Source organism: Microcoleus sp. A2-C3 (assembly GCF_036706065.1).
GTDB lineage: Bacteria > Cyanobacteriota > Cyanobacteriia > Cyanobacteriales > Microcoleaceae > Microcoleus.
This window is the reverse complement of the sequence record NZ_JAUBVX010000040.1, coordinates 1-20,329: the sequence shown is the minus strand read 5'-3', so window position 1 is coordinate 20,329 and position 20,329 is coordinate 1. Positions and strand designations below refer to the sequence as shown.

Genomic DNA, 20,329 nt, shown 5'->3' with positions numbered 1-20,329 from the left:
GGTTTTTTTCCGAAAACATTGCATTAATGCCTTGAATTGTGGTAAAAAACCCGGTTTCTTGAGTGGCGATTACATCCAGAACTGACTAAGCAAAAAAAGCTTTCCAGACAGAGGCTAAGACGATCGCAGCGATCGCTCCGATGAGCGTATTAAAAAAATTCACTACCTCATTCGTCAGCCACTCAAGCTTTGATTGCACCGTCGCGCCAATCACGCTCTCGATATTCGTAGCAATAAAAGCTGCAATAACACAAACCAGAATTCCTGTCAAGTCAATTAAACCCACAGCCCAGCTAACAAGCGCCATCAGAATCGATCCGACAATACCCGCGATCGTTCCTTCCAAACTTACCGCCCCTTCCGTACCCCTAGGTACAGGCTGCAAGGTAGTAATCAAAAACGTATGCTTCCCGTAAGCTTTGCCGATTTCGCTGGCGCAGGTATCAGAAAGTTTGGTGCAGAAACTCGCCGCATAACCCAGCAATAACAGGGAAATCAGATCTTGTGACACAGGCATCTTGCCTGTGTCTCCTAAAAAATTGCCTGTGTCTCCTAAAATACCGCCTGTGTCTCCTAAAATAGATAAAGCCAAAACTCCCACAGCACAAGTAGCAGCGGTTAAAGCCGAACCCCAGACATTTTCCGGGCCGCGCGTACCCGATCGCTTTTCAGCTATGCCTTCAGCTTCTTTTTGGGCTTTGCCAATGCGGGTAACTCCAGATCCGACAAGAAAGTAGAACATGACCACAGCATAGCCTTGCCATCCCAAACTGCCCCAGATGATGACACCCAGCAGCCAACCGTGGAGTTGTCCAGCCGGAGTAAGCAATTTTTTAGGAGCAAGTGTGGCGATCGCGAGTAAAAATGTATTCAGGGCGATCGCCACCAACCAAGGATTAGACCAAGATAAATAATTAAAGAACAATTCTGAATTCTGCATTTAGTACCTCCATGAGCAAAGTCTTATTTCATCTTGCCTTCCCCGTGACCGATATTGCCCAAACCAAAGCCTTTTACGTAGACGGGCTCGGCTGCGAACTCGGTCGCGAATCGCCGAATTCTGCAATTATGGGGCTGTGCGGCCATCAAATAGTCGCCCACCTCAGCCACGAACCTTTGACCCCTCAGCGAGGCATCTATCCCCGGCATTTTGGGTTAATTTTTACGAACGAGGCTGACTGGGAAGGGCTGTTAGAAAAAGCCCAGCAAAACAAATTGAATTTCTATCAAGAACCGAGAAGGCGATTTATCGGTTTGCCCACAGAACACCGCACTTTCTTCTTAGAAGACCCTTTCCACAATATACTGGAGTTCAAGTATTACTGCGAAGCTGAAGCAATTTTTGGCCGCAGCGAATACGCTGAAGTCGGCGATACAGTTGACAGTTGACAGTTGACAGTTGACAGTTGACAGCTAGTAGGGTGCGTCCGCAGAGAGTTATTTGGTGTGTCATTGAGCATCTGTATGCTGACGCACCGTACAAATGATAGTCGCCACAAGTTAATAAGAATTTTTCAAGGGTTCTGAAAGTGCTTCAGCGACCGCTTTTAAACTGGTGGAATGCCTCGCCATCATAGCATGGGCGAACACGGACAATTTTACTTCTTTTGCTGCTGATATTTGGGAACTAGAAGCAGGGACGATGATGAAATCCCAATCTGTCCAAATCGAAGTAAAATTCAGCTTTTCCAACAAGGCAGCATCTCGATTTAAATCTTTCAGAAAAGCACTGCGCGGACGCATTTGGATGCAGCCTTTTCCCCAAAGAACCCAAGCCGTCCAAGTACCGCTGTGAGGGGAAGATATGGCAATAAAGCGCTGGACTCGGTTAATTCCGCCTAACCTTTGCAAGTAATAGCGAGTTACTAAACCGCCCATACTCAATCCTACTATATCTAAAGGCTGTTGTGGCTCGAAGTTTTTGTCTATATAATCTGCCATTTGTTTGGCTAATTCGTCGATGCTGGCGTTGCCCCAGTGGGGCGAGAGATCGAGGGTGTAGACTGACCAACCTAAATCTCTGAGGTAGGCAGACATTTTGTGGAAAATTCCCGATCTTCTAAAGATTCCGTGAATTAGCAAGACTGGGTTGCGGCTGAAATTGCTATTCATTTTTAAGTGGGAACTTTATTTTTAATAGGTGCTTTTAGTTCTTCAACTAATGCGTTAATACTTTGGGGTTCTGTCACCATTTGGCGGTGCAGCATGACGTTTAGTTTGACTTCTTTACCTACTGGCATTTGGGAACTGTTTGACGGTAAAATCATGATGTCAAATGGTGTCCACATTGATGTAAAATTTATGCGTTTGAGTACGGTTACATCTTGATTTAAATCGCGCAGCAAGTCGCTATTGGGTCGCATATCCAGGTATCCTGGTAGGGGTAGGGAATAGGCTGTGAGGGTTCCTTTGTGGGGGGAAGATATGGTGATGAAACGCTGGACTCGGTTAATGCCTCCGAGTCTCTGGACGTAGTAGCGGCTGACGATGCCGCCCATGCTGTAGCCTACTATGTCTAAAGACTGTTTTGGATCGAAGGTTTCAGAAATGTAGTCTGCGAGTTGCTTGGCTAGGGAGTCGAGGCCGAGGCTGCCGTCGTTGGGGGTGAGGTTGAGGCTGTGGACGCACCATCCGAGTTGGGTGAGGCGGGCGGACATTTTGCTGAAAATAGCCTTTGTGTCCCAGATTCCGTGGATCAGGATGACGGGATTGCGATCGAGCGAACTGTTCATTTTGCGGAAAAATTGCTTGCCGATTACAGCATAAATCACTGCCTTAGGGAGTTTGACCCCTAGTGGGACAGATCGCGAATCGGATCGAGGTATCTCGGGCAAATTAGGAAATAAGTCATAAATTCTGAGATAATCGTGAATAAGTGCAAAGTTAAGACTGGCATTACTGAGTAAAAATTACTAGAAGCTCTACATTTTTAATCAAACAATGTTAATATTGATTAAGAAATGTAGACAAAAATTGCCTTACCTCGTATTCTAACTTTGTTGACAAACTTGTACAAATTTCTCTAAAAGAACAAAAGGAGTAAGTCTAATGTTTGGTTTTATCAAAAATTTCTTCGGCGGTATTTTCGGCTTTTTTGCCGGACTGTTGGGCTTGAAAAAGTCTGAATATTTCATGGATTTAGGTGAATCTTCGGCGAAGGAACCCGCTAAGGTTGCACCTGCGAAGGAACCCGCTAAGGCTGCACCTGCGAAGGTAGAGGCTGCACCTACGAAGGTAGAGGCTGCTGTTGCGAAGGTAGAGGATGCTGTTGCGAAGGTAGGGGATACTGTTGCGAAGGTAGGGGATGCTGTTGCGGCCGTACCTGCAAAAGTTGAGGCTGTTAAGTCAGGCAAGTCTGAACCGGCTAAGAAGGCTAAGGTAGAGAAAAAGTCTAAGAAAGAAAAGGAACCAGTCGCTAGCGTTCCTGCTAAGACTTCCGAACCCGCCAAGGTACCGGCTGCTGCAACTAACGGAAAAGTGCCGAGTCAAGCTGAACCGATTCGGACTTTTGCTCCTAATAATTTAATGCCGATACCAACTGCAACTCGTCGCAGCCCTGGCCCTAGCATGAACAATTTCCGGGAAATGGCACGTCAGGTAAAAATGAAGTAGGAAATTGAGAATTGGTAATAGGGAATTGGGCATTTGAGAATTGCAAATGCTGGGGTTAAAAAATTCAAAATGTCATTGCTCATTTTGAATTTTTAACTCTTTTTTTATTCCCTATTTCCTAGGTTTTTGAGAAAGGCTAATCCACTGTATAGCTGGAACGCAGAGTCCCAAGGAGTTTCGGATTTGCGCTCGACCTCTACATGAGATACGATTTTGCTTAACATCTGCGTGTAATCGAGGACTGTCTCGGCAAATAAAGTAAATTCCGACCACACTGTAACGTCAAGCTGTTGGTCAAATATTTCCAGCAAGTGATTCCAGTTAATTCTGGTGGTACTTTGAGGTATTTGTGGGGATTTTTTGACTCTGGATGTTTTGTTTTTCGGGTTCGGTGAAGCTGCGCTAGTTGCTGAAATTTGGGTGAAGTCAACGCCTTGTTGAAATTCGTAGCTTTGGTCGCAAATTCGCAGAATGCAGTTGCGGCTGGGAATGTGCAAGTCGCAGATTTGAGCGTAATCTTGGGTAATTTCTTTGTGGCGAAATTGATCGGTTCTGCGGTTGGGCGAGTAGTCCATGATTTCCATGAACATCGGCAACAAGCCTTCTACTCTTTGGCTGACTTCTGACCAGTGAAATTCGATAGAACCGAGTCTATTTAGGTTGTCTTTGCAAACAACGGCTGGGGAAGAGAGAGACTGGAAGTGTTGCACTCGGAAGATTTGGATTTTTTGAATGTCGGCTAGGGTTGCCCAAAATACGGGAATGCCGACGTTGAGGAGTTCTTTGCCGTAAATTCGGAGTTCGGCGATGGGGCCAGTTTTGTAGAGTCTCCAGCCGCGGCTTTGAATTTGCGTCCGGGTTGTGTAGGCGTCAATTTTGAAGATTCTGCTGATATTTTGTACGGCTGCGGGTTTGTTTTCGGGGCTGACGGCTTCGAGGATTAGGAGTCCGGGTTCGAGGTTGCTGGGGTCGTTTTTGGCGGTTTCTATGGCTTGTTGGCGGAGGTTTTGTTCTATCGTTTCTATCCGTTGAATGCCTTGGCGCGCCTGGGTAACGATTTTGGGGTTGGTGATGTCGCGGAGTATTTGTTTGTAGGTTGTTTGGGCTTTTTCGAGGTTATTGGTGAGTTCGTAGTAGCGGCCAATGTAGTATTTTACCCAGGGATTTTCGGGTGATTCTTTTTGCAGTTGTTTGATGAGTTGGGCTGCTTGTTTGTAGTCTTGGCTTTCTAGGGCGGTGGCTATTTGGTGGATGTCTGTCATGGCGGTTGGGGGAATGGGTGTGTTTCTATCTTGGCTGATGTTTGGTTGGTTCCGCCAGTGGTTAACAATTTTGGCTCTTGTGTTAAGTTATAGATATGATATGAAACTATGACAATCATTGAAAAAATACGTGTCAAAATTGTAAAAAATGATTTTGAGCTTTCACAACACGCCGTAAACCAAAGCATAGTTCGCCGTATCAGGGTACAAGAACTCCGGGAAGCAATAATGGCTGGTGAAGTTATCGAAGAGTATCCCGATGACAAATATGGCCCAAGCTGTTTGATTTTCGGCTTCACCATTGCCAATAGACCTTTGCACGTTCAGTGCAGTTATCCATCTCGCCCTTTGGTAAAAATCATTACTTTATACGAACCAGATCCGAAAATTTGGCTTGATTTTAAGTTAAGGATAAATCAAAATGAACAATGATATTTGGAAAGAAACAATGGTGGAACAAAAGGTAACTTACACGCTTGAAATCAATGGTAAGTTTATTATTATTGAAAATGTTCCTGCTAGAGTGTGTTTGGAAACGGGAGAGCGTTTTTTTTCGCCTGAGACTGTGGAACAGTTGCAGAAGATGATTTGGGAAGATAGAAAGCCGACTAGGGTGATTGAAACACCTGTTTTTGAGTTTGCTTAGCGGTTGGTTAAAGTTTAGTTAAAGTTGGTTGGAATTAACGCTTAATGTGTAAGTACCTTTGCTGGTGCGATCGAGTCCTTGAACAATTATTTTGTAAGTGCCGTTACTAGGCAATTTTACGGTGATTTGGGATTCTCTGTTATTGACGCGAACAGCTTTGATGTCTACAATTTTATTGCCGCTGGGTGCGATGAGTGTGATGAAGTGCTCGAATGATCTGCTTTTGAGGTCGATGGTGATGGATTGATTTGCACGTCCTTGGAAGCTGTGTTCGCGGTAAAAGCTGCCGTTGGGAAGGCTGGGGTCGCCGTCTTTGAGGGTTCCGCGTTGCTGTAGGAGGGAAAGGGAGGTGAGTTTTGGTCGATCGACATTACTGAAATCTAAGCCAGAATTTGTCATGGGTGTATCCAAACCATTTCCTTCTCTGACTGTGATGATAAAAGCAGTTTTATTTTTGGTATCTGGGACTATTTTATCAATAAAATTTGCTTGTATTTTGGGTTGATTTAAAGATTTTGGTTGGTTAAAATTGGGTTTTGATACACATAGAATCACGCCTCCATCTTGATAGCGGGCGCTGTAGAATAAATATTTTTGACCGTTAGTTGTAAATTCATTTCTGAAGAAGATAGTGTATCTTTCAAGTTGGGGTAGTTGTTGGTTACGGCGACAATTTTTATCGATGTAGATTTCGGTGGCTGGCTGCGCTTGGGCGAAAATCGCTGGTGTGATGGCGGTTATAAATGATGCTGAAATGAGGGTGATGGTAAAGGGGAGAGTTTTCATAATACTTGCTTCTATTTCTTTTGGTCAGGAATTGTAGTGAATACGCGGATACATTCTGCGAGTCTTTTTTCGCCAAAATCAGGTAGTTGGCTGATGTTGAGTTGGTGCCATTTACTGAAATCGGCGGGTTTCCCGGAGGAGTATTGCCATTTAAGGCGATCGTAACCTCGGTCGGGAGGAGATGCTATGGTTTGAATATTAAAGGTATTCTGACTAATTGTACCTTTTAAACAGCTATTGTCGCTCGTATTGCTGCGGTATTCAAAGGCTGTGAAAGTTTCACCAGTTTTCTCGAAAATTATGTATTGAGTTGCTAGGCGGTTGGCTTCTGGTACTTCTCCGTAAAAATATTTGCCGTCTGGTAGGTTTTGGAGTGTCTGCGCTGGCTGGGCTAAAATGGGTAAACAGCAAATATTGAAGATTGCTAGGTTGGTGCTGAGTAGGATGTGCGATCGCATTTTTATGATTTTTTTAGTTATTTTGGGCGATCGCTCTTTTATAACACAAAATCAAGTTGATTCGTCAGCGTTCAAACGATCGCAGGACTAACATAAAAATTGGTTTGATGCGCTAATTGAAGGGGGAAGGTGCGCACTGCGCACCCTACATCAGCTTCTGTCTAAGTTTTGTCTTCGTCAAACATCGCCAGAAACACCAACTTTTACACGGTGTACTTCCTGTTTTATCTCTTTTTTAAACGATTTTGTAATTCAGCGGTGCGTTGTGTGGTTTTTCTTTCTAAACATTGATTGAGAAAACCGCTATAACCAGTACCACCTCGATTGATTGAAACTTCAAGATTGCAGTCTTGATCCCGTGACTTAATCCATTGTCGCTGTATTTTGATCAGTGTCGATCGCTCTTGGCGACTCAATTTAGACATTAGTTGTTTGTAAACCTGGTTCAGTCGTTTGTCCGAAGCCTCGTACCTTAAGCGCAGACACCTGTTAATCTCTATGGTGTTTGTGGCGTTTTCGCAAATATAGTGTTGTTGAGCTATCAGAGTTGGTGCGACTTCGATCGCCCCTTTTGACTCTGCAAACACTGGCGAAGACGTAAATCCCACAATAACTAAGCCTACGACTGCATTAAAAATCGATCGCCCTTTCATAAATTTTCCTCTGTGTTATAAGTTTTCTTGTTGTTGCAAATCCAGCCTTGGTAAACCGCAACAGCAATACTCAAAAGGCTGTATATATGTATATTTCTCTCTCTTTCAGCCTGATTCCGCTATATTTATGCAAAAAATCGAGTTTTATTACAAAAATTTACATAAACTGGTCAAATCTGGCTGGATAGGAATAGCCGAGGCGGGTTGAGATCGATCGCCTTTCAAGCAAATCAAACCAATTTCAATACTTTTCCAATTCCGCAGTGCGCGCTTTTGTCATGCGATCCAAACATTCATTAAGGAAACCGGAATGGCCAGTACCGCCACGACTTCTATAGGTTTCAAATTCGCAGTTATTGTCGCGCAACTTAATCCACCCTAATTGTGCTTCCGCAAGAATCGATCGCTCTTCGCCGCTCAATTTAGCAACCAGTTGCTTGTAAACCTCATTCAACTTCTTGTCTGAGGTTTCGTACCTAAACCTAATACAAGCTCTGACTTCCACGTCTCCTTGCGGGCGATCGCAATTAATCTGTTGAGCAATCGGAAAACGCCCAGATTGTGCAAAAACTGATGTTGTTGCTAACATTGTCAAAAGCGCAATCGAGCAAAAGAGCGATCGACTTTTCCTTAAATTTATTTTCATTAGCCGTCAACCTATTTTACTAATTTTCCTAACACAAGACTGATTTGATTCAATGAATTTAAAGATTATTTTTAGATTCTGCGAGCTATCGCCCTGTTTATCAGATTGCTAAAGTATGCTTGAGCGCTGCATCTACTGCGGCCATATTTGACCAAATACCAATTTTGCGATCGATTTCAACTTCTAGAAGCGTCACCAGATTGTCTGTCATGATTACCGAATCAGCCAACAATCGTGTTTGCTTACCTTCCGGTGTTTCTAGGGAAACTAAAACTCGGCTTGGATGTCCTGCACGGGCTAAATTGCTAGTAATCATTGCTGTAATAGTTTGCCCTAAACCAGATCTCAAATTGTCTGATTGAACTATCAAAACAGGACGGCGCTTGGCAGTACGCAAATCAGCATTGGGAAACAAAACCAGGACTACATCACCACGATTATAAAGCATCATAAGCATCCATTTCCGGTAGTTCCCAATCCTCTGCAAATCTGCTCAACCTGATCCTTAAATCTGCTGCTTTCTCCCGATCGATACCGCGAGATTGTAGCTCTACCAATCCTGATTCTGCCAGAAAAGTAACGATAACTTTCCCTTCTGTTAAGTCACCCGGAGTTTCCAATAACACAACTTTGCCATCTCGATATATACCCTTTACTGATTTTAACATTTTAGTTTTATTCCTAATGAATCATTGACATTTTAGCTTCGTTTACGATATCTAGCACTTCAGAGAAATATTTGTTGAGGATTGCCACTTTTCAAAAGCTGCTCCTACTAACGATAAAGCCACCATCGGTGCTGTTACTGCTCTCAGGATTCTACTACCCAAAGAAACAGGTTCAAAGCCACATTCGATCGCCCTTTCCACTTCTCCATCAGTCCAGCCGCCCTCCGGGCCAACCGCAATCGCGATCGATTCCAGTTCTTGCTCCCCCCTTAGCAAGGGGGGCTGGGGGGGTTCCTCCGGTTCTTGCTCCCCCCTTAGCAAGGGGGGCTGGGGGGGTTCCAAACCACTCAAACAATCCCACAAATGCCGATTGTCCCCGCGAGCAAGACAAATAAATCGATATTTTTGACTGCAATCTTTGACAGCTAAATCAAAGGAAACAGGTTCATAAACCGCTGGTACAATTTGACGTTCCGACTGTTCCGCCGCCTCCGCAGCAATCCTTCTCCAGCGATCGACCTTTTGAGCACTCGGTTTGAGCAAAGTGCGATCGCTCGTCATCGGCACAATACTTGCCACACCCAACTCCGTCGCCTGTCTCACAACCTCGTCAAAGCCGTTTCCTTTGGGCAATGCCGCCATCAAAGTTACTTCCACTGGTAGCTCCATGTTTACAGCAATCTCCTCTGCTATCGAGGCAAATAACCCGGTTTCCCGTGCTTCTAGGGCTGCTGACCACCAATGTCCCCGTCCGTCCATTGCAATAAATCGATCGCCCTGATTCAGTCGCAACACTCGGCATAAATAATGCTGTTGTTCGGGGGTTAAGTTGATTGTGCGATCGCAAATTTGATCTGCATTAACTGCTAATCTTTGTAGTTGGGGCATTTAATTTTGGATTGTTCGTTTTTCTATTAGATTTTTTTTCTTTAACCGCAGAGAGCGCAGAGAACGCAGAGGAAGAGAGGAGGAGAAGGGATCGTTTTTTTGTTGGCAAGTTTAAAGGCAAAGCATTTACAATCAGATTTATGTTGAAAATCTAATTTTTTCTGCAAATGCTTTGCCTTTATATTAATTTTGTGTGAGGTTTATCTGATGCGATCGAAAATCAAGAATCGGCTTATGCTTCCTCCTTAATCTTCTTCAAATAAGTGGAAATTGCCTCTGTAGCTAACTGCGTGATTGGCTTGCCCTGGCGGGCTGCTTCTTCCTTGAGCTCGTTGTAGATTTCATCGCGGACACTAATTCGACGGCGGACTTTGCCACCGCCAGCAGTGGGAGTCTCGTTTTCATCGTCGTTACTAGACGTAACAGCTAAATCATTAATCTCAGTTGTCATCGAGTCAGTAGATTGGTGATTGGTTACAAATTGACGGATAGATTCTAACCCAACGCGATCGCAAAAATCGCCAAAACTCTCACTCTTTTGCCGTTTTTGCTTGAAATAAACAAAAATCGGCTCCAGAAAAGCTTCAAAATTATTGATGTGCAGCTTTTCCTCAATCGGTTTTGCCAGCCGCGTTTGCGATGGAGAACCGCCCAGCCAAATCTGGTAGGATTCCGGCGAACTCCCGACAAACCCCAATTCTGCCATATAAGGGCGGGCGCATCCATTGGGGCAACCAGTCATCCGCACCACAAAATGCTCGTCTTCTAAACCAACTTTGGTCAAACTCGCCCGAATTCGATCTAAAATTGCCGGAATCACGCGCTCGGACTCGGTAATTGCCAGCCCGCAGGTTGGGAATGCCGGACAAGCCATAGCGTAGCGCACTAAGGGGTCGATCGCAGTTTCCCGCTGAATGCCACATCGATCGAGTATGCCCTGAATTTCTGATTTGATATCCGGTGAAATATCGTAAATCATGACGTTTTGGTGCGGAGTCACCAGCATCGGCAAGTTGTACTTCTGCACGATTTCCCGCAAAGCCGTTTTTAGCTGAAACGAGCCTTCATCCTTAATCCGGCCATTTTCTACGGAAATGCCGACAAACAGCTTGCCGTCGCCTTGTTCGTGCCAGCCCAAGAAATCCAAATACTTCCACTCAGGCAGCGGTTTAAACGCTTCTAGCGGTTTGCCAAAATATTCTGCGACTTTTTCTTGGAACCACTTGACACCTTTGTCATTAATCAGGTACTTGAGTCGCGCGTGTCGTCTGTCTGTGCGATCGCCAAAATCTCTTTGTGTTGCTACAATTGCCTTGACCAAACTGTAAACATCATCCTTGGCAACATAGCAAATCTCATCAGCAAGGCGAGCAAAAGTATCTTCTTTATTGTGAGTGCGGCCTAAACCACCGCCAGCAAACACGTCAAAACCTTGCAGATTCCCAGCTTTGTCGGTAATTACCACCAAGCTCAAATCCTGAGAGTACAAGTCAATTGAATTGTCTCCCGGTACGGTAACAGAACACTTGAACTTACGCGGCATATAATGCTCGCCGTAAATCGGTTCTTCCTTGTCGTCGCTAAAGATTGTGCCGTTGCCGTTTTGCTGTCTGGCCGCCTTGACTGCGGGGTCTTCCTCAGCCGAAACTGCCTTTTCGCCGTCCAACCAAATTTCGTAATAACCACCAGTTTGCGGTGTTAGCAAATCGGCGACATTGTTGGCATATTTGAGCGCATACTCGTATTCTGGGCGATTTTTGTACGGTGCTGGCGGTGCCATGACGTTGCGGTTCAAGTCGCCGCAAGCTCCCAAGGTTGACCCCATATTTTTAATAATTGAGGAAAACACTGCTTTAAGATTTTTTTTCAACACGCCGTGAATTTGGAAACCTTGGCGGGTTGTGACGCGGAGCGTGTGGTTGCCGTATTCTTCGGATAGCTTGTCTAAGGCCAAGAATAGCTGCGGCGGAACGAACCCGCCGGGATTGCGGGTGCGGAGCATGAACTGATAGTCTTTTTCTTGTCCTTTAACTCGATTGTCGCGATTGTCTTGCTGGTACGAGCCGTGAAATTTGAGAATCTGAATCCCGTCTTCGGTGAAGTGGGTTGTGTCTTGTAACAGTTCAGTCGCAACGGGTTCTCGTAAATAGTTGCTGCGTTCTTTGAGGCCTTCTGATTTAGATGGCTTGCGCGCAACAGGGGTTGAAGTCGAAGATGTGATCATGGGAATGTATAGTGCCAGTTATAATTAGAGGAAGGTCGATCGAATATTTCTTGAGAATTTGACGCTCGACCAACTTGTAATTGAGAAACATTCGCAGAAATGCTTGTTCGGATCTGTTGACAACTCGGTTAATAACTAAGTTAATAACGGTAATCCGGTAGGAATTCTGATGTTGTTCTATTGTAACACGATCGAGCCGGGGCAAGAAAATTGTAATTAAGAGTTTATACTTTCGCTAGCTTAACTGCCGGAAACTTTAGAAATAATTAACCTCAAACACTGAAACTATGTCACTGTATGACGAAGACACCTTTGTGGTGTTAGAAACAAACCAGCCGGAGCAGTTTGTGACTGCGGCGGAACTATTAGAAAAGCTGAAAGCGGTCTTAGCTCAGGAACATGAAGATTTGCCAGCCGACGTGCTAAAATTCTCTTCTGTGGAAGAACAAGCTAAGTATTTAATTGATACTTATTGTGAATTAGATGTCGGGCCTGGAAAGTTTTTGCAGTGGTACGCAGTCCGTCTAGAAAAGTAATTTTTGGCATGGGGCATCGGGCATCGGGCATGGGGCATCGGGCATCGGGCATGGGGCATCGGGCATGGGGCATTGGGCATCGGGAATTGGGCATCGGGAATTGGGCATGGACAATTGGTTATTAAAACAAATAACAAATGACAAATAACAAATAACAAATAACAAGTGACAAATAACAAATAACAAATAACAAATAACAAATAACAAATAACAAATAACAAATAACAAATAACAAATAACAAATAAGCTGTTCTACATTTAAATTGTGTCTCAAAAATCAATCAAACAATGAGTGGTATGGGATTCGACGCCGTACCGAATATGTAATTTAAATGCGCGACAGCTTAACAAGTGACAAATAACAAATAATAACCAACAATTAACTCATGCCCGATGCCCGATGCCCGATGCCCCATGCCCGATGCCCAATTCCCAATGCCCCATGCCCAATTCCCAATTCCCAATGATTAATCTTCTAATTGTTGTACCGATGATACTTCAACGGCGGTAACGTCGATCGTACCGGGCGGCGTCAAGCGGCTAAAATGACCTTCCTCTATTTTCAAAGGTTCGCCACAATTAGCACACTGAAACTGAGTTTGATTTAAAGCTGTGAACTCGTATTGACAAACTGGACACTTGTCTTCAATTAAATTGCGTTTCAACCACCACTGAAGCACGAAAAATCCCACCACAGGTGTCAGCAGCAACAAACCTACTACAATCAAAAATGATTTAACTACCCAGCCCAAACCAATTGACACCAACAAACAAGCGATGCCCAGCAGTATCAGCCAATTGCTAATACGCGGTAAATTTAAAGATATTTTGGGGGTGCCTTGGTTCACGGTGGTCTCCTTGGGTGTCTTTGCAGGTAGGCTTGACTCTATCCTACTCAGAAATTCAGGCGGTCGATCGACTTAATCTTCCCATTGTACACGCAGAAACCGCTCTCTACGTTACAAGCTAATCTGAGTCAGAGGGTTGAAAAATCCCTTGTAAAGATTGACAAAGGGATGCAAAACTAAATTGTGCCAGGGTTTGTTCCCTCAACCAAGGGCGATCGCACCTTTGATCCTGTCCTCGCAAAATTTCTACACAAGCAACCGCTACTGCTGCCGAATCTCGGTGAGGAACTCGCCATCCCAGTTTACCATCTTGCAGCGGATCTGCCGAACCGTCCGCGTCCCCCGCCAGCACTGGTACTCCGCAAGCTAGAGCTTCCAAATAAGCTATACCGAAGCCTTCCTGGGAGGGCATTACATAAGCATCCGCCAACTGGTAATGTGCTGCTAAATCTGCTGTCGGTACAAAACCCGCAAATATTACTTTTTCGGCAACTCCCAAATCTTGGGCGATTTTTGCTAATCTAGGGCGATCGTCCCCGCGTCCAATAACTAAGTATTTCACATTGGGAAAACTTTTGGCAATTTCCGGCAAAGCTTGAATTGTGACATCGATTCCTTTGTAACTATCGTGCGATCGCAATCTAGCCACAGTTATCAATATTTTAGCACCAACCAGATCGTATTTTTCTAATAAATGCAGCGGTTTGGGCCCAGTCGTAAATATATTTTCATCTACAGTACAAGGCACTATTTGGAATTTGTCAGGATTTAAATTGTTAAGTTCGCAAGTACAATCGCGCGTGTACCTGCTAATCGTCCAAATACTGTCACATTCTCTCATTGCTATTTGATATTTTGGTGGAAGCAGTTCCCAAACTTCCTTACCGTAAGTTAAAATTGTGTAGGGAATTCCCAGCGGCTGGCATAAAGTTTTAATTAGCGGTGCGAGTTTGATGTGACCGCAAAAAACCCGTTCCGGTCGTTTTTGCAGCAAACAAGTTAGCAATTTTGCGGCAAACTTAAGACGACCAAGCCAAGCGGGATGAGTTTTTAGGTAAGAGAATTTGAGATTTTTTGACTCGAAGGGATTTTGGCAATCTGGAGAATCTCGCAATAGCAAAACTTCTGCTTGTGGCGGAAAGTTGTTTGCTGCGGTTAGTGACAGGTAAGCTTTCAGGATGTCTTGGGCGTAGGATTGAATGCCGCCTTCGCTGGAAAATATTTCTAGGAAACAGAATAGGTGATTTGTCGATCGCATCTCAGATTTACGCCTTGAGGGCGCAGACAATTATTTCTGTAAAATGACTTTGCGAAAAAATGGCAATTACAGTCTACTATAATCGACCCTAATGGACTCTAAACTTAATGAATTTTTACAATCTCCTACACCGAGCAAACTTTAAGAATTATTGAGTTAGCGGAATCAGACCAGAATGCGGGTTATTATTATCAGTGCCGATATAGAGGATCGGATATTTAGTTTTTGGTAGAAGTATTGTCTATCCAAAGATAGATATTAAGCCCTTATTTAACTGTTAGGATAAACCAAGATAGAGAACTAAATTAAATATGACTCGCTCGGGTTTTAAAAGCAAGTTGTGAAATATTTTGTCAAAAATTGTCTCTTAAAAGTTTTCTTGAAGATTGAAAAAAAGAATGCTCATCAAGCATTTAATACATTCAAGCATCGTTGATTTTATTTGCAGCTAGGACAGAGATTTATATTCGTATTTCTTCTGTTCGCACAAGCAGTCTAGCGAGCCGATCGAGAAAATTTTACGAGCGCAAAAGAAACAAGGTATCGTACAATCCTGTACCGGGAAAATCCTGTTACCTAAAACATTAGGTATTCGAGCTGAAACCTGACAAAAGCTAATGTTAGGTTGGCAACGTCATATTTACGAACGACTCTCTCCAAACGAGCCTTCATTGGAGTTTGAGGTGAAACGAGTAACGATCGCACTCAGTCTTTTTAGTCTACTCAGCAGCACTCTGGCAAGTTGCACAGCAGCTTCCCGGAACGCTCAAAACGGCACACAACCAAGCAACTCTGAACTTTCATCAGTTGCTGTAGCAGTCCGCGACCTCGGTAATCCATTCTTCGTACAAGTCGGCAAGGGCGCTGAGGCCGAAGCCAAGAAACTCGGCGGTGCAAACGTGAGGACAACTCTCGTTTCCAGCGGCGACGATTTAAATCAGCAATTTAATCAAATCGAAAACTTTATTGCCTCTAATGTCAGCATGATTATACTTAATGCTGCGGACACCAAAGGCATTGCACCCGCTGTCGAAAAAGCCAAGCAAGCCGGAATTCCGATAATTGCAGTTGATACCGCCGCCGAGGGAGGTGTTGATGCCACAGTTACTTCAAATAACGTGCAAGCTGGCGAAGTAAGCTGTCAATATATAGTCGATCGCTTGAAAGGAAAAGGCAGCGTTGTGATTATCAACGGGCCTCCCGTCGCTTCAGTGGTCGAGCGAGTTCAGGGCTGCCAGAGTGTCTTCTCCAAATATCCCGATCTCAAGGTTCTTTCCAAAGATCAGAATGCTGAAGGCAGCCGCGATGGCGGGTTAAGAGTGATGAGCGATTTGCTTACTTCCTTCCCAAAAATTGATGCTGTTTTTGCAATTAATGACCCCTGTGCCATTGGTGCAGAATTAGCAGCCAAACAAGCACAAAGGAGCGAATTCTTTATTGTTGGAGTCGATGGTGCACCTGAAGCTTTAGATGCGCTCAAGCAGAACAACAGTTTATTTGTGGCTACAGCAGCTCAAGATCCCTTTCGCATGGCAGCCAAGGCAGTTGAAGTCGGCAACGACATTCGGAAAGGCAAAAAGCCAGCCAATCCAAACATTCTGATTCCAGTCGCGCTGATTACTCGCGAAAACGTCAATCAACATAAAGGCTGGACAAGCGAGTGACCTTCTTCGTGTCAAGTTAAGACTAAAACCTTGGAGGAATCCCGTTTTTACCCTAGTCTAGATTCCCCTTAAGAATGGGGACTTTGAAAAGCATCTTCTCCCCCTCTTAAGAAGGGGGATATAAGTTTAATAGTCAAGCAGATTTCCTTAAGGTATTTACGATGGTAAATAGCACTCAAGATTCAATTAAAACTAAGCCAGTCCTCGAAATGCAAGGTATTACAAAAACCTTTCACGGTTTTACAGCCTTGCACGATGTAAATATCACCATTTACCCAGGCGAAGTCCACGCCCTCATGGGGGAAAACGGTGCGGGCAAAAGTACGCTGATGAAAATTCTGGCGGGAGCCTACATAGCTGATGCAGGCGAAATCAGAATTGACGGTCAAGCTGTTAAGATGACAGACCCCGGTCAAGCCAGAAATTTAGGGATAGCGATTATTTATCAAGAACTCAATCTCGCCCCCAATCTGACAGTTGCTGAAAACATTTTTATGGGCAGCGAGCTGAAGAAAGGAGGTACATTTTTAGACCAAGATGAAATGCGACGTAGGGCCGCTGAGGTATTAAAAAACCTCGATGCAAGTTTTGATGCTGGAGACCTGGTTTCCACACTTTCAATTGCCGAACAGCAGCAAGTGGAAATAGCTAGGGCGCTCAAAGATAAAAGCCGAATTTTAGTAATGGACGAGCCGACGGCAGCGCTTTCAGACCGCGAAACAGATAAGCTTTTTGAAGTGGTTCGCCGTTTGCGGACTGAGGGAATTGCTATTATTTACATCAGCCACCGGATGGAAGAGATTTATGCCCTTGCCGATCGCGTGAGCGTCATCCGAGATGGCGGGTATATTGGCTCTCTTGAAAAGCACGAAATTTCTGCCAATCGCTTGGTGGAAATGATGGTGGGTCGTTCTTTACAGGATTTGTACGAAAACAAGCATCAAATAACACCGGGTGCTGTTGTTCTTGACGTAACAAATTTAAGCGACGGCCACAAAGTAAAGCCTGCTACTTTTCAACTTCATGCGGGCGAAATTCTGGGTTTAGCGGGTTTAGTTGGCGCTGGCAGAACAGAACTTGCCCGCCTGATTTTTGGTGCAGATCGAAAGACAAGCGGTGAAATAAAACTCGAAAATCGTCATCTCAATGTCTCGACACCCAATGAAGCAATGGCCGCTGGAATTGCTTACGTGCCCGAAGATCGCAAGGCTCTCGGACTATTTTTGGAGGCAACTTCGGGGGAAAATATCACCATGAATGTCCTCGATCGAGAAGCAAAAGCTGGCATTATCAACTCAAATTTTCTGTTGAAAATTGTGAATGATGCTATTGATAATTTGCAGATTCGCCTTGCAAGTCCGAGCATCAGGGCAATGGATCTTTCTGGAGGAAATCAGCAGAAGTTGCTGCTAGCGCGTTGGTTGGCTATCAACCCAAAGGTACTTTTGCTAGATGAACCGACGCGGGGTGTGGACATTGGCGCAAAAAGCGAAATTTATCGAATTATTAGCGATTTGGCAGCCAAAGGTGTGGCTATTTTGATGATTTCCAGCGAGTTGCCGGAAATTGTGGGAATGAGCGATCGCGTCTTAGTGATGCGAGCAGGAAGCCTCGTCGGTGAAGTAGGCGGAACGACTGGGGAAAAGATTACGCAAGAAAACATTATGGCTTATGCCACTGGTGCAAAAGAGGTAGTAAAATCATGAGTCAAACGGAAACAAAAACCAGCGGAAATTCAGGGAGCGATCGGCAGAAAGCAAGTAAAGCTCAAGCTTGGAGAAATTTTATTCAGGTTGCCGGTATCTTACCAATTTTGGTGGGGATCTGTATAATTTTTTCCTTGGTAACGCCCAACTTTCTTTCAGTAGGAAATTTGATCAATGTCATCCGGCAAGCATCGATCAATATTGTCCTAGCTACCGGCATGACTTTTGTGATTTTGACAGGCGGAATTGACCTTTCAGTCGGGTCAATTTTGGGCGTGACAGCAGTTGTCGGGGTGCTGGTTTCTTTAGTTCCAGGCCTCGGTTGGTTTGCCGTACCGGCTGCGTTAATAGCCGGAGTATTTTTAGGATTACTTAACGGCTCGCTAATTGCCTATTTAGGTTTGCCTCCGTTCATCGTAACCCTGGGTTCTTACACTGCTTTGCGGGGAGTGGCTTATTTAGTAGCTAACGGCACTACAGTTATCAATAGAAATCTCACTTTCGCTTGGATAGGTAACAGCTATGTTGGCCCTATTCCCTGGTTAGTTATTATCGCTTTTCTCGCAGTGTTAGCGAGTTGGTTTGTCTTGCGGCGGACTGTTCTAGGGAGGCATATTTATGCCGTGGGAGGCAACATTCGGGCAGCACGATTGACAGGTATTAAGGTGAGTCGCGTGCTGTTATTTGTCTATGGTGTGAGTGGGTTGCTTTCTGGTTTAGGTGGAATTATGAGCGCGTCGCGCCTCTACAGTGCGACGGGGATGTTGGGGCAGGGCTACGAATTAGATGCGATCGCTGCTGTAATTTTGGGAGGAACGAGTTTTACAGGTGGAATTGGTACTATTTGGGGTACTTTGCTGGGGGCTTTAATTATTGCCCTGCTCAACAATGGACTAACTCTCATGAATGTGTCTTTCTTCTGGCAGTTAGTTGTCAAAGGTTTGGTGATAATTATCGCAGTGACGATTGACAAAGTTCGCACAGGCTCTAGCGCAGCGTAAAGGTATTGCTAATTCGGTGTCTCGGTTCCTGATGCGGAGCTTTTTCCTATGCAAATCCAGCATTTTTATCACCTGATTACTGCTTTTATCCTGGGTTCACCTGCTGTATTTCTACTAACATCATCCCCAAGTTTTGCTGCACCAATTGATAGATTAGTTGCTCCTGAACCGTTAAATACCTTGGCAGAAGACCCCTTCGCACAGGTGAATTCTGTCTCTCAACTCTCGGATGTAAAACCAACTGACTGGGCGTTTCAGGCGCTGCAATCTTTAGTAGAACGCTACGGCTGTATTGCCGGTTATCCCGACGGCACATACAGAGGAAACCGCGCGACGGGGCGGTACGAATTTGCAGCAGGATTGAATAGCTGTCTCGATCGACTCAGCGCACTAATTGCCACAGGAACAACCAACCTGATTACTGGGGAAGATTTAGCGATCGTCCAAAAACTGCAAGCAGAATTTGCAACTGAATTATCGGTGTTGCGGGGTCGAGTCGATGCCCTAGATGCACGCACGGCACAACTAGAAGCGAATCAGTTCTCGACTACAACTAAGCTGAATGCAGAAATTATCGTGGTGGTAACAGATACCTCCGGTAACAGTGTTGGGGATTCGCGCGATCGCACCAACACTATTATTGCCAACCGGGGGCGATTAAATTTTGAAACCAGCTTCACCGGTCGCGATCTGCTGAGAACCCGTTTGGAATTCGGCAACTTGGGCAGGATTGCCGACAAGACGGGTACAAATATGACGGCCTTAAACTTTGATGGCAATGTCGATAACACAATCACCGTCCCTCACGTATTGTATGTGACCCCGCTGACTTCTAATCTCGCGCTGACCGTCGGCCCCACAGGTGTCGGGTATCCCGATATTACGGATTTACTGACTCCTCCCACGATCGCCAGCGATAGTGAGGGAATTCCCTCGAAGTTCGGACAATACAATCCCCTCTACCGCCGGGGAGGTGGCGGTGCGGCTGTCAACTGGACGATCGTCAAAAACCTCACCCTGACTGTAGGCTATGTCGCCGGAAATCCCAATCTCTCGCAGCAAAGTAACGGTTTATTCAACGGTTCCTACAATGCTCTGGTTCAGCTTGCCTACCGGGGCGATCGCGGCGCCATTGGCGTAGCCTATTCTCGTACCTTTGCACCAAGCGGTAAAGCTGATCTCACAGGCGGTACGGGCAGTTTTCTGGCTGCGCGACCGTTTGGGGACAATATTGCTACATCCAGCGATTCTGTTGGCGTACAAGGATTCTACCGCCTTGCTCCCCGGTTGCAAGTTCACGGTTGGGGCGTTTATACTCGCGCCAATGCCGAAAATTCCGGTGTTAGCAGCGTTTCTGATGGTAGAGGTGGTGTGGTTTTGCTAAATGTTGACGGTGACTGTAGTTTAGACTAAAAAATAGTCGCAGCTAAAAGTAGCTGGCTTTGAAGAGCAGGCAAGCTGTTACTCAAAAAC

23 protein-coding genes are annotated in these 20,329 nt (G+C 45.0%); 9 read left to right on the top strand and 14 right to left on the bottom strand.

Annotated features, from left to right (window positions below; genetic code table 11):
- Positions 1-85 precede the first annotated feature (85 nt).
- The gene (locus QUB66_RS20680) at positions 86-940 is read right to left on the bottom strand and encodes a DUF92 domain-containing protein (protein WP_332969594.1); all 855 of its coding nucleotides are present in this window, start codon (positions 938-940) and stop codon (positions 86-88) included.
- A gap of 11 nt (positions 941-951) precedes the next feature.
- Here QUB66_RS20680 and QUB66_RS20675 point away from each other — a divergent pair, with 11 nt between their 5' ends.
- Positions 952-1,389 carry a VOC family protein gene (locus QUB66_RS20675; protein ID WP_332969592.1) on the top strand — a complete coding sequence of 146 codons (438 nt, stop codon included), beginning with the start codon at positions 952-954 and terminating at the stop codon, positions 1,387-1,389.
- A 111-nt stretch (positions 1,390-1,500) separates the two neighbouring features.
- Here the strand turns inward: QUB66_RS20675 and QUB66_RS20670 are convergent, their stop codons facing one another.
- Entirely contained in the window at positions 1,501-2,112 is a 612-nt protein-coding gene (locus QUB66_RS20670) for an esterase/lipase family protein (protein ID WP_332969591.1), read from the bottom strand.
- Between the two features lie 2 nt (positions 2,113-2,114).
- The gene (locus tag QUB66_RS20665) at positions 2,115-2,732 is read right to left on the bottom strand and encodes an esterase/lipase family protein (protein WP_265236689.1); all 618 of its coding nucleotides are present in this window, start codon (positions 2,730-2,732) and stop codon (positions 2,115-2,117) included.
- 316 nt (positions 2,733-3,048) lie between these two features.
- On the opposite strand from QUB66_RS20665, the gene QUB66_RS20660 reads away from it, so the two are divergent.
- The gene (locus QUB66_RS20660) at positions 3,049-3,612 is read left to right on the top strand and encodes a hypothetical protein (protein WP_265236646.1); all 564 of its coding nucleotides are present in this window, start codon (positions 3,049-3,051) and stop codon (positions 3,610-3,612) included.
- Positions 3,613-3,716: 104 nt separating this feature from the next.
- Here QUB66_RS20660 and QUB66_RS20655 read toward each other — a convergent pair whose 3' ends face one another.
- Positions 3,717-4,874: a tetratricopeptide repeat protein gene (locus tag QUB66_RS20655; RefSeq protein WP_332969590.1), complete on the bottom strand. Its 1,158-nt coding sequence runs from the start codon at positions 4,872-4,874 to the stop codon at positions 3,717-3,719.
- Positions 4,875-4,982: 108 nt separating this feature from the next.
- On the opposite strand from QUB66_RS20655, the gene QUB66_RS20650 reads away from it, so the two are divergent.
- Positions 4,983-5,306: a DUF4258 domain-containing protein gene (locus QUB66_RS20650; RefSeq protein WP_332969589.1), complete on the top strand. Its 324-nt coding sequence runs from the start codon at positions 4,983-4,985 to the stop codon at positions 5,304-5,306.
- Positions 5,296-5,520 carry a YgiT-type zinc finger protein gene (locus tag QUB66_RS20645; protein ID WP_265236650.1) on the top strand — a complete coding sequence of 75 codons (225 nt, stop codon included), beginning with the start codon at positions 5,296-5,298 and terminating at the stop codon, positions 5,518-5,520. The genes QUB66_RS20650 and QUB66_RS20645 overlap by 11 nt, the downstream gene beginning before the upstream one ends.
- 18 nt (positions 5,521-5,538) lie before the next feature.
- Here QUB66_RS20645 and QUB66_RS20640 read toward each other — a convergent pair whose 3' ends face one another.
- From QUB66_RS20640 to sir, 8 genes are all read right to left on the bottom strand, one after another.
- Positions 5,539-6,306 (bottom strand): PPC domain-containing protein, encoded by a 768-nt coding sequence (locus QUB66_RS20640; RefSeq protein ID WP_332969588.1) that lies wholly within the window; start codon positions 6,304-6,306, stop codon positions 5,539-5,541.
- A gap of 11 nt (positions 6,307-6,317) precedes the next feature.
- Positions 6,318-6,764 carry a hypothetical protein gene (locus tag QUB66_RS20635; protein WP_265236653.1) on the bottom strand — a complete coding sequence of 149 codons (447 nt, stop codon included), beginning with the start codon at positions 6,762-6,764 and terminating at the stop codon, positions 6,318-6,320.
- A 224-nt stretch (positions 6,765-6,988) separates the two neighbouring features.
- A complete protein-coding gene (locus QUB66_RS20630) occupies positions 6,989-7,417 on the bottom strand; it encodes a lysozyme inhibitor LprI family protein (protein ID WP_332969587.1) in 429 nt (142 codons plus the stop codon).
- Positions 7,418-7,658: 241 nt separating this feature from the next.
- Complete coding sequence (locus QUB66_RS20625; protein WP_332969586.1) at positions 7,659-8,006, bottom strand: lysozyme inhibitor LprI family protein; 348 nt, start codon at positions 8,004-8,006, stop codon at positions 7,659-7,661.
- Positions 8,007-8,163: 157 nt separating this feature from the next.
- A complete protein-coding gene (locus tag QUB66_RS20620; protein WP_332969585.1) occupies positions 8,164-8,514 on the bottom strand; it encodes a type II toxin-antitoxin system PemK/MazF family toxin in 351 nt (116 codons plus the stop codon).
- Complete coding sequence (locus QUB66_RS20615; RefSeq protein WP_332969584.1) at positions 8,501-8,731, bottom strand: hypothetical protein; 231 nt, start codon at positions 8,729-8,731, stop codon at positions 8,501-8,503. Before QUB66_RS20615 ends, QUB66_RS20620 begins: the two co-directional genes overlap by 14 nt.
- Before the next feature lie 51 nt (positions 8,732-8,782).
- A complete protein-coding gene (locus QUB66_RS20610) occupies positions 8,783-9,619 on the bottom strand; it encodes a 16S rRNA (uracil(1498)-N(3))-methyltransferase (RefSeq protein WP_332969583.1) in 837 nt (278 codons plus the stop codon).
- Positions 9,620-9,851: 232 nt separating this feature from the next.
- A complete protein-coding gene (gene sir, locus QUB66_RS20605; RefSeq protein WP_332969582.1) occupies positions 9,852-11,843 on the bottom strand; it encodes a sulfite reductase, ferredoxin dependent in 1,992 nt (663 codons plus the stop codon).
- 287 nt (positions 11,844-12,130) lie between these two features.
- On the opposite strand from sir, the gene QUB66_RS20600 reads away from it, so the two are divergent.
- Positions 12,131-12,379: a chlororespiratory reduction protein 7 gene (locus tag QUB66_RS20600; protein WP_332969581.1), complete on the top strand. Its 249-nt coding sequence runs from the start codon at positions 12,131-12,133 to the stop codon at positions 12,377-12,379.
- Positions 12,380-12,846: 467 nt separating this feature from the next.
- Here QUB66_RS20600 and QUB66_RS20595 read toward each other — a convergent pair whose 3' ends face one another.
- Positions 12,847-13,227 (bottom strand): hypothetical protein, encoded by a 381-nt coding sequence (locus QUB66_RS20595; protein ID WP_265236666.1) that lies wholly within the window; start codon positions 13,225-13,227, stop codon positions 12,847-12,849.
- A 118-nt stretch (positions 13,228-13,345) separates the two neighbouring features.
- The gene (locus tag QUB66_RS20590; protein ID WP_332969580.1) at positions 13,346-14,485 is read right to left on the bottom strand and encodes a glycosyltransferase family 4 protein; all 1,140 of its coding nucleotides are present in this window, start codon (positions 14,483-14,485) and stop codon (positions 13,346-13,348) included.
- Between the two features lie 617 nt (positions 14,486-15,102).
- Here QUB66_RS20590 and QUB66_RS20585 point away from each other — a divergent pair.
- The 4 genes from QUB66_RS20585 to QUB66_RS20570 all read left to right on the top strand — a co-directional run bounded on the left by QUB66_RS20585 (position 15,103) and on the right by QUB66_RS20570 (position 20,269).
- Positions 15,103-16,149 (top strand): ABC transporter substrate-binding protein, encoded by a 1,047-nt coding sequence (locus tag QUB66_RS20585; RefSeq protein ID WP_332969579.1) that lies wholly within the window; start codon positions 15,103-15,105, stop codon positions 16,147-16,149.
- Between the two features lie 161 nt (positions 16,150-16,310).
- Positions 16,311-17,855, top strand: a complete 1,545-nt coding sequence (locus tag QUB66_RS20580) for a sugar ABC transporter ATP-binding protein (RefSeq protein WP_332969578.1) — start codon at positions 16,311-16,313, stop codon at positions 17,853-17,855.
- Complete coding sequence (locus QUB66_RS20575) at positions 17,852-18,856, top strand: ABC transporter permease subunit (protein WP_332969577.1); 1,005 nt, start codon at positions 17,852-17,854, stop codon at positions 18,854-18,856. Before QUB66_RS20580 ends, QUB66_RS20575 begins: the two co-directional genes overlap by 4 nt.
- 48 nt (positions 18,857-18,904) lie before the next feature.
- Positions 18,905-20,269: an iron uptake porin gene (locus QUB66_RS20570; RefSeq protein WP_332969575.1), complete on the top strand. Its 1,365-nt coding sequence runs from the start codon at positions 18,905-18,907 to the stop codon at positions 20,267-20,269.
- Positions 20,270-20,329 lie beyond the last annotated feature (60 nt).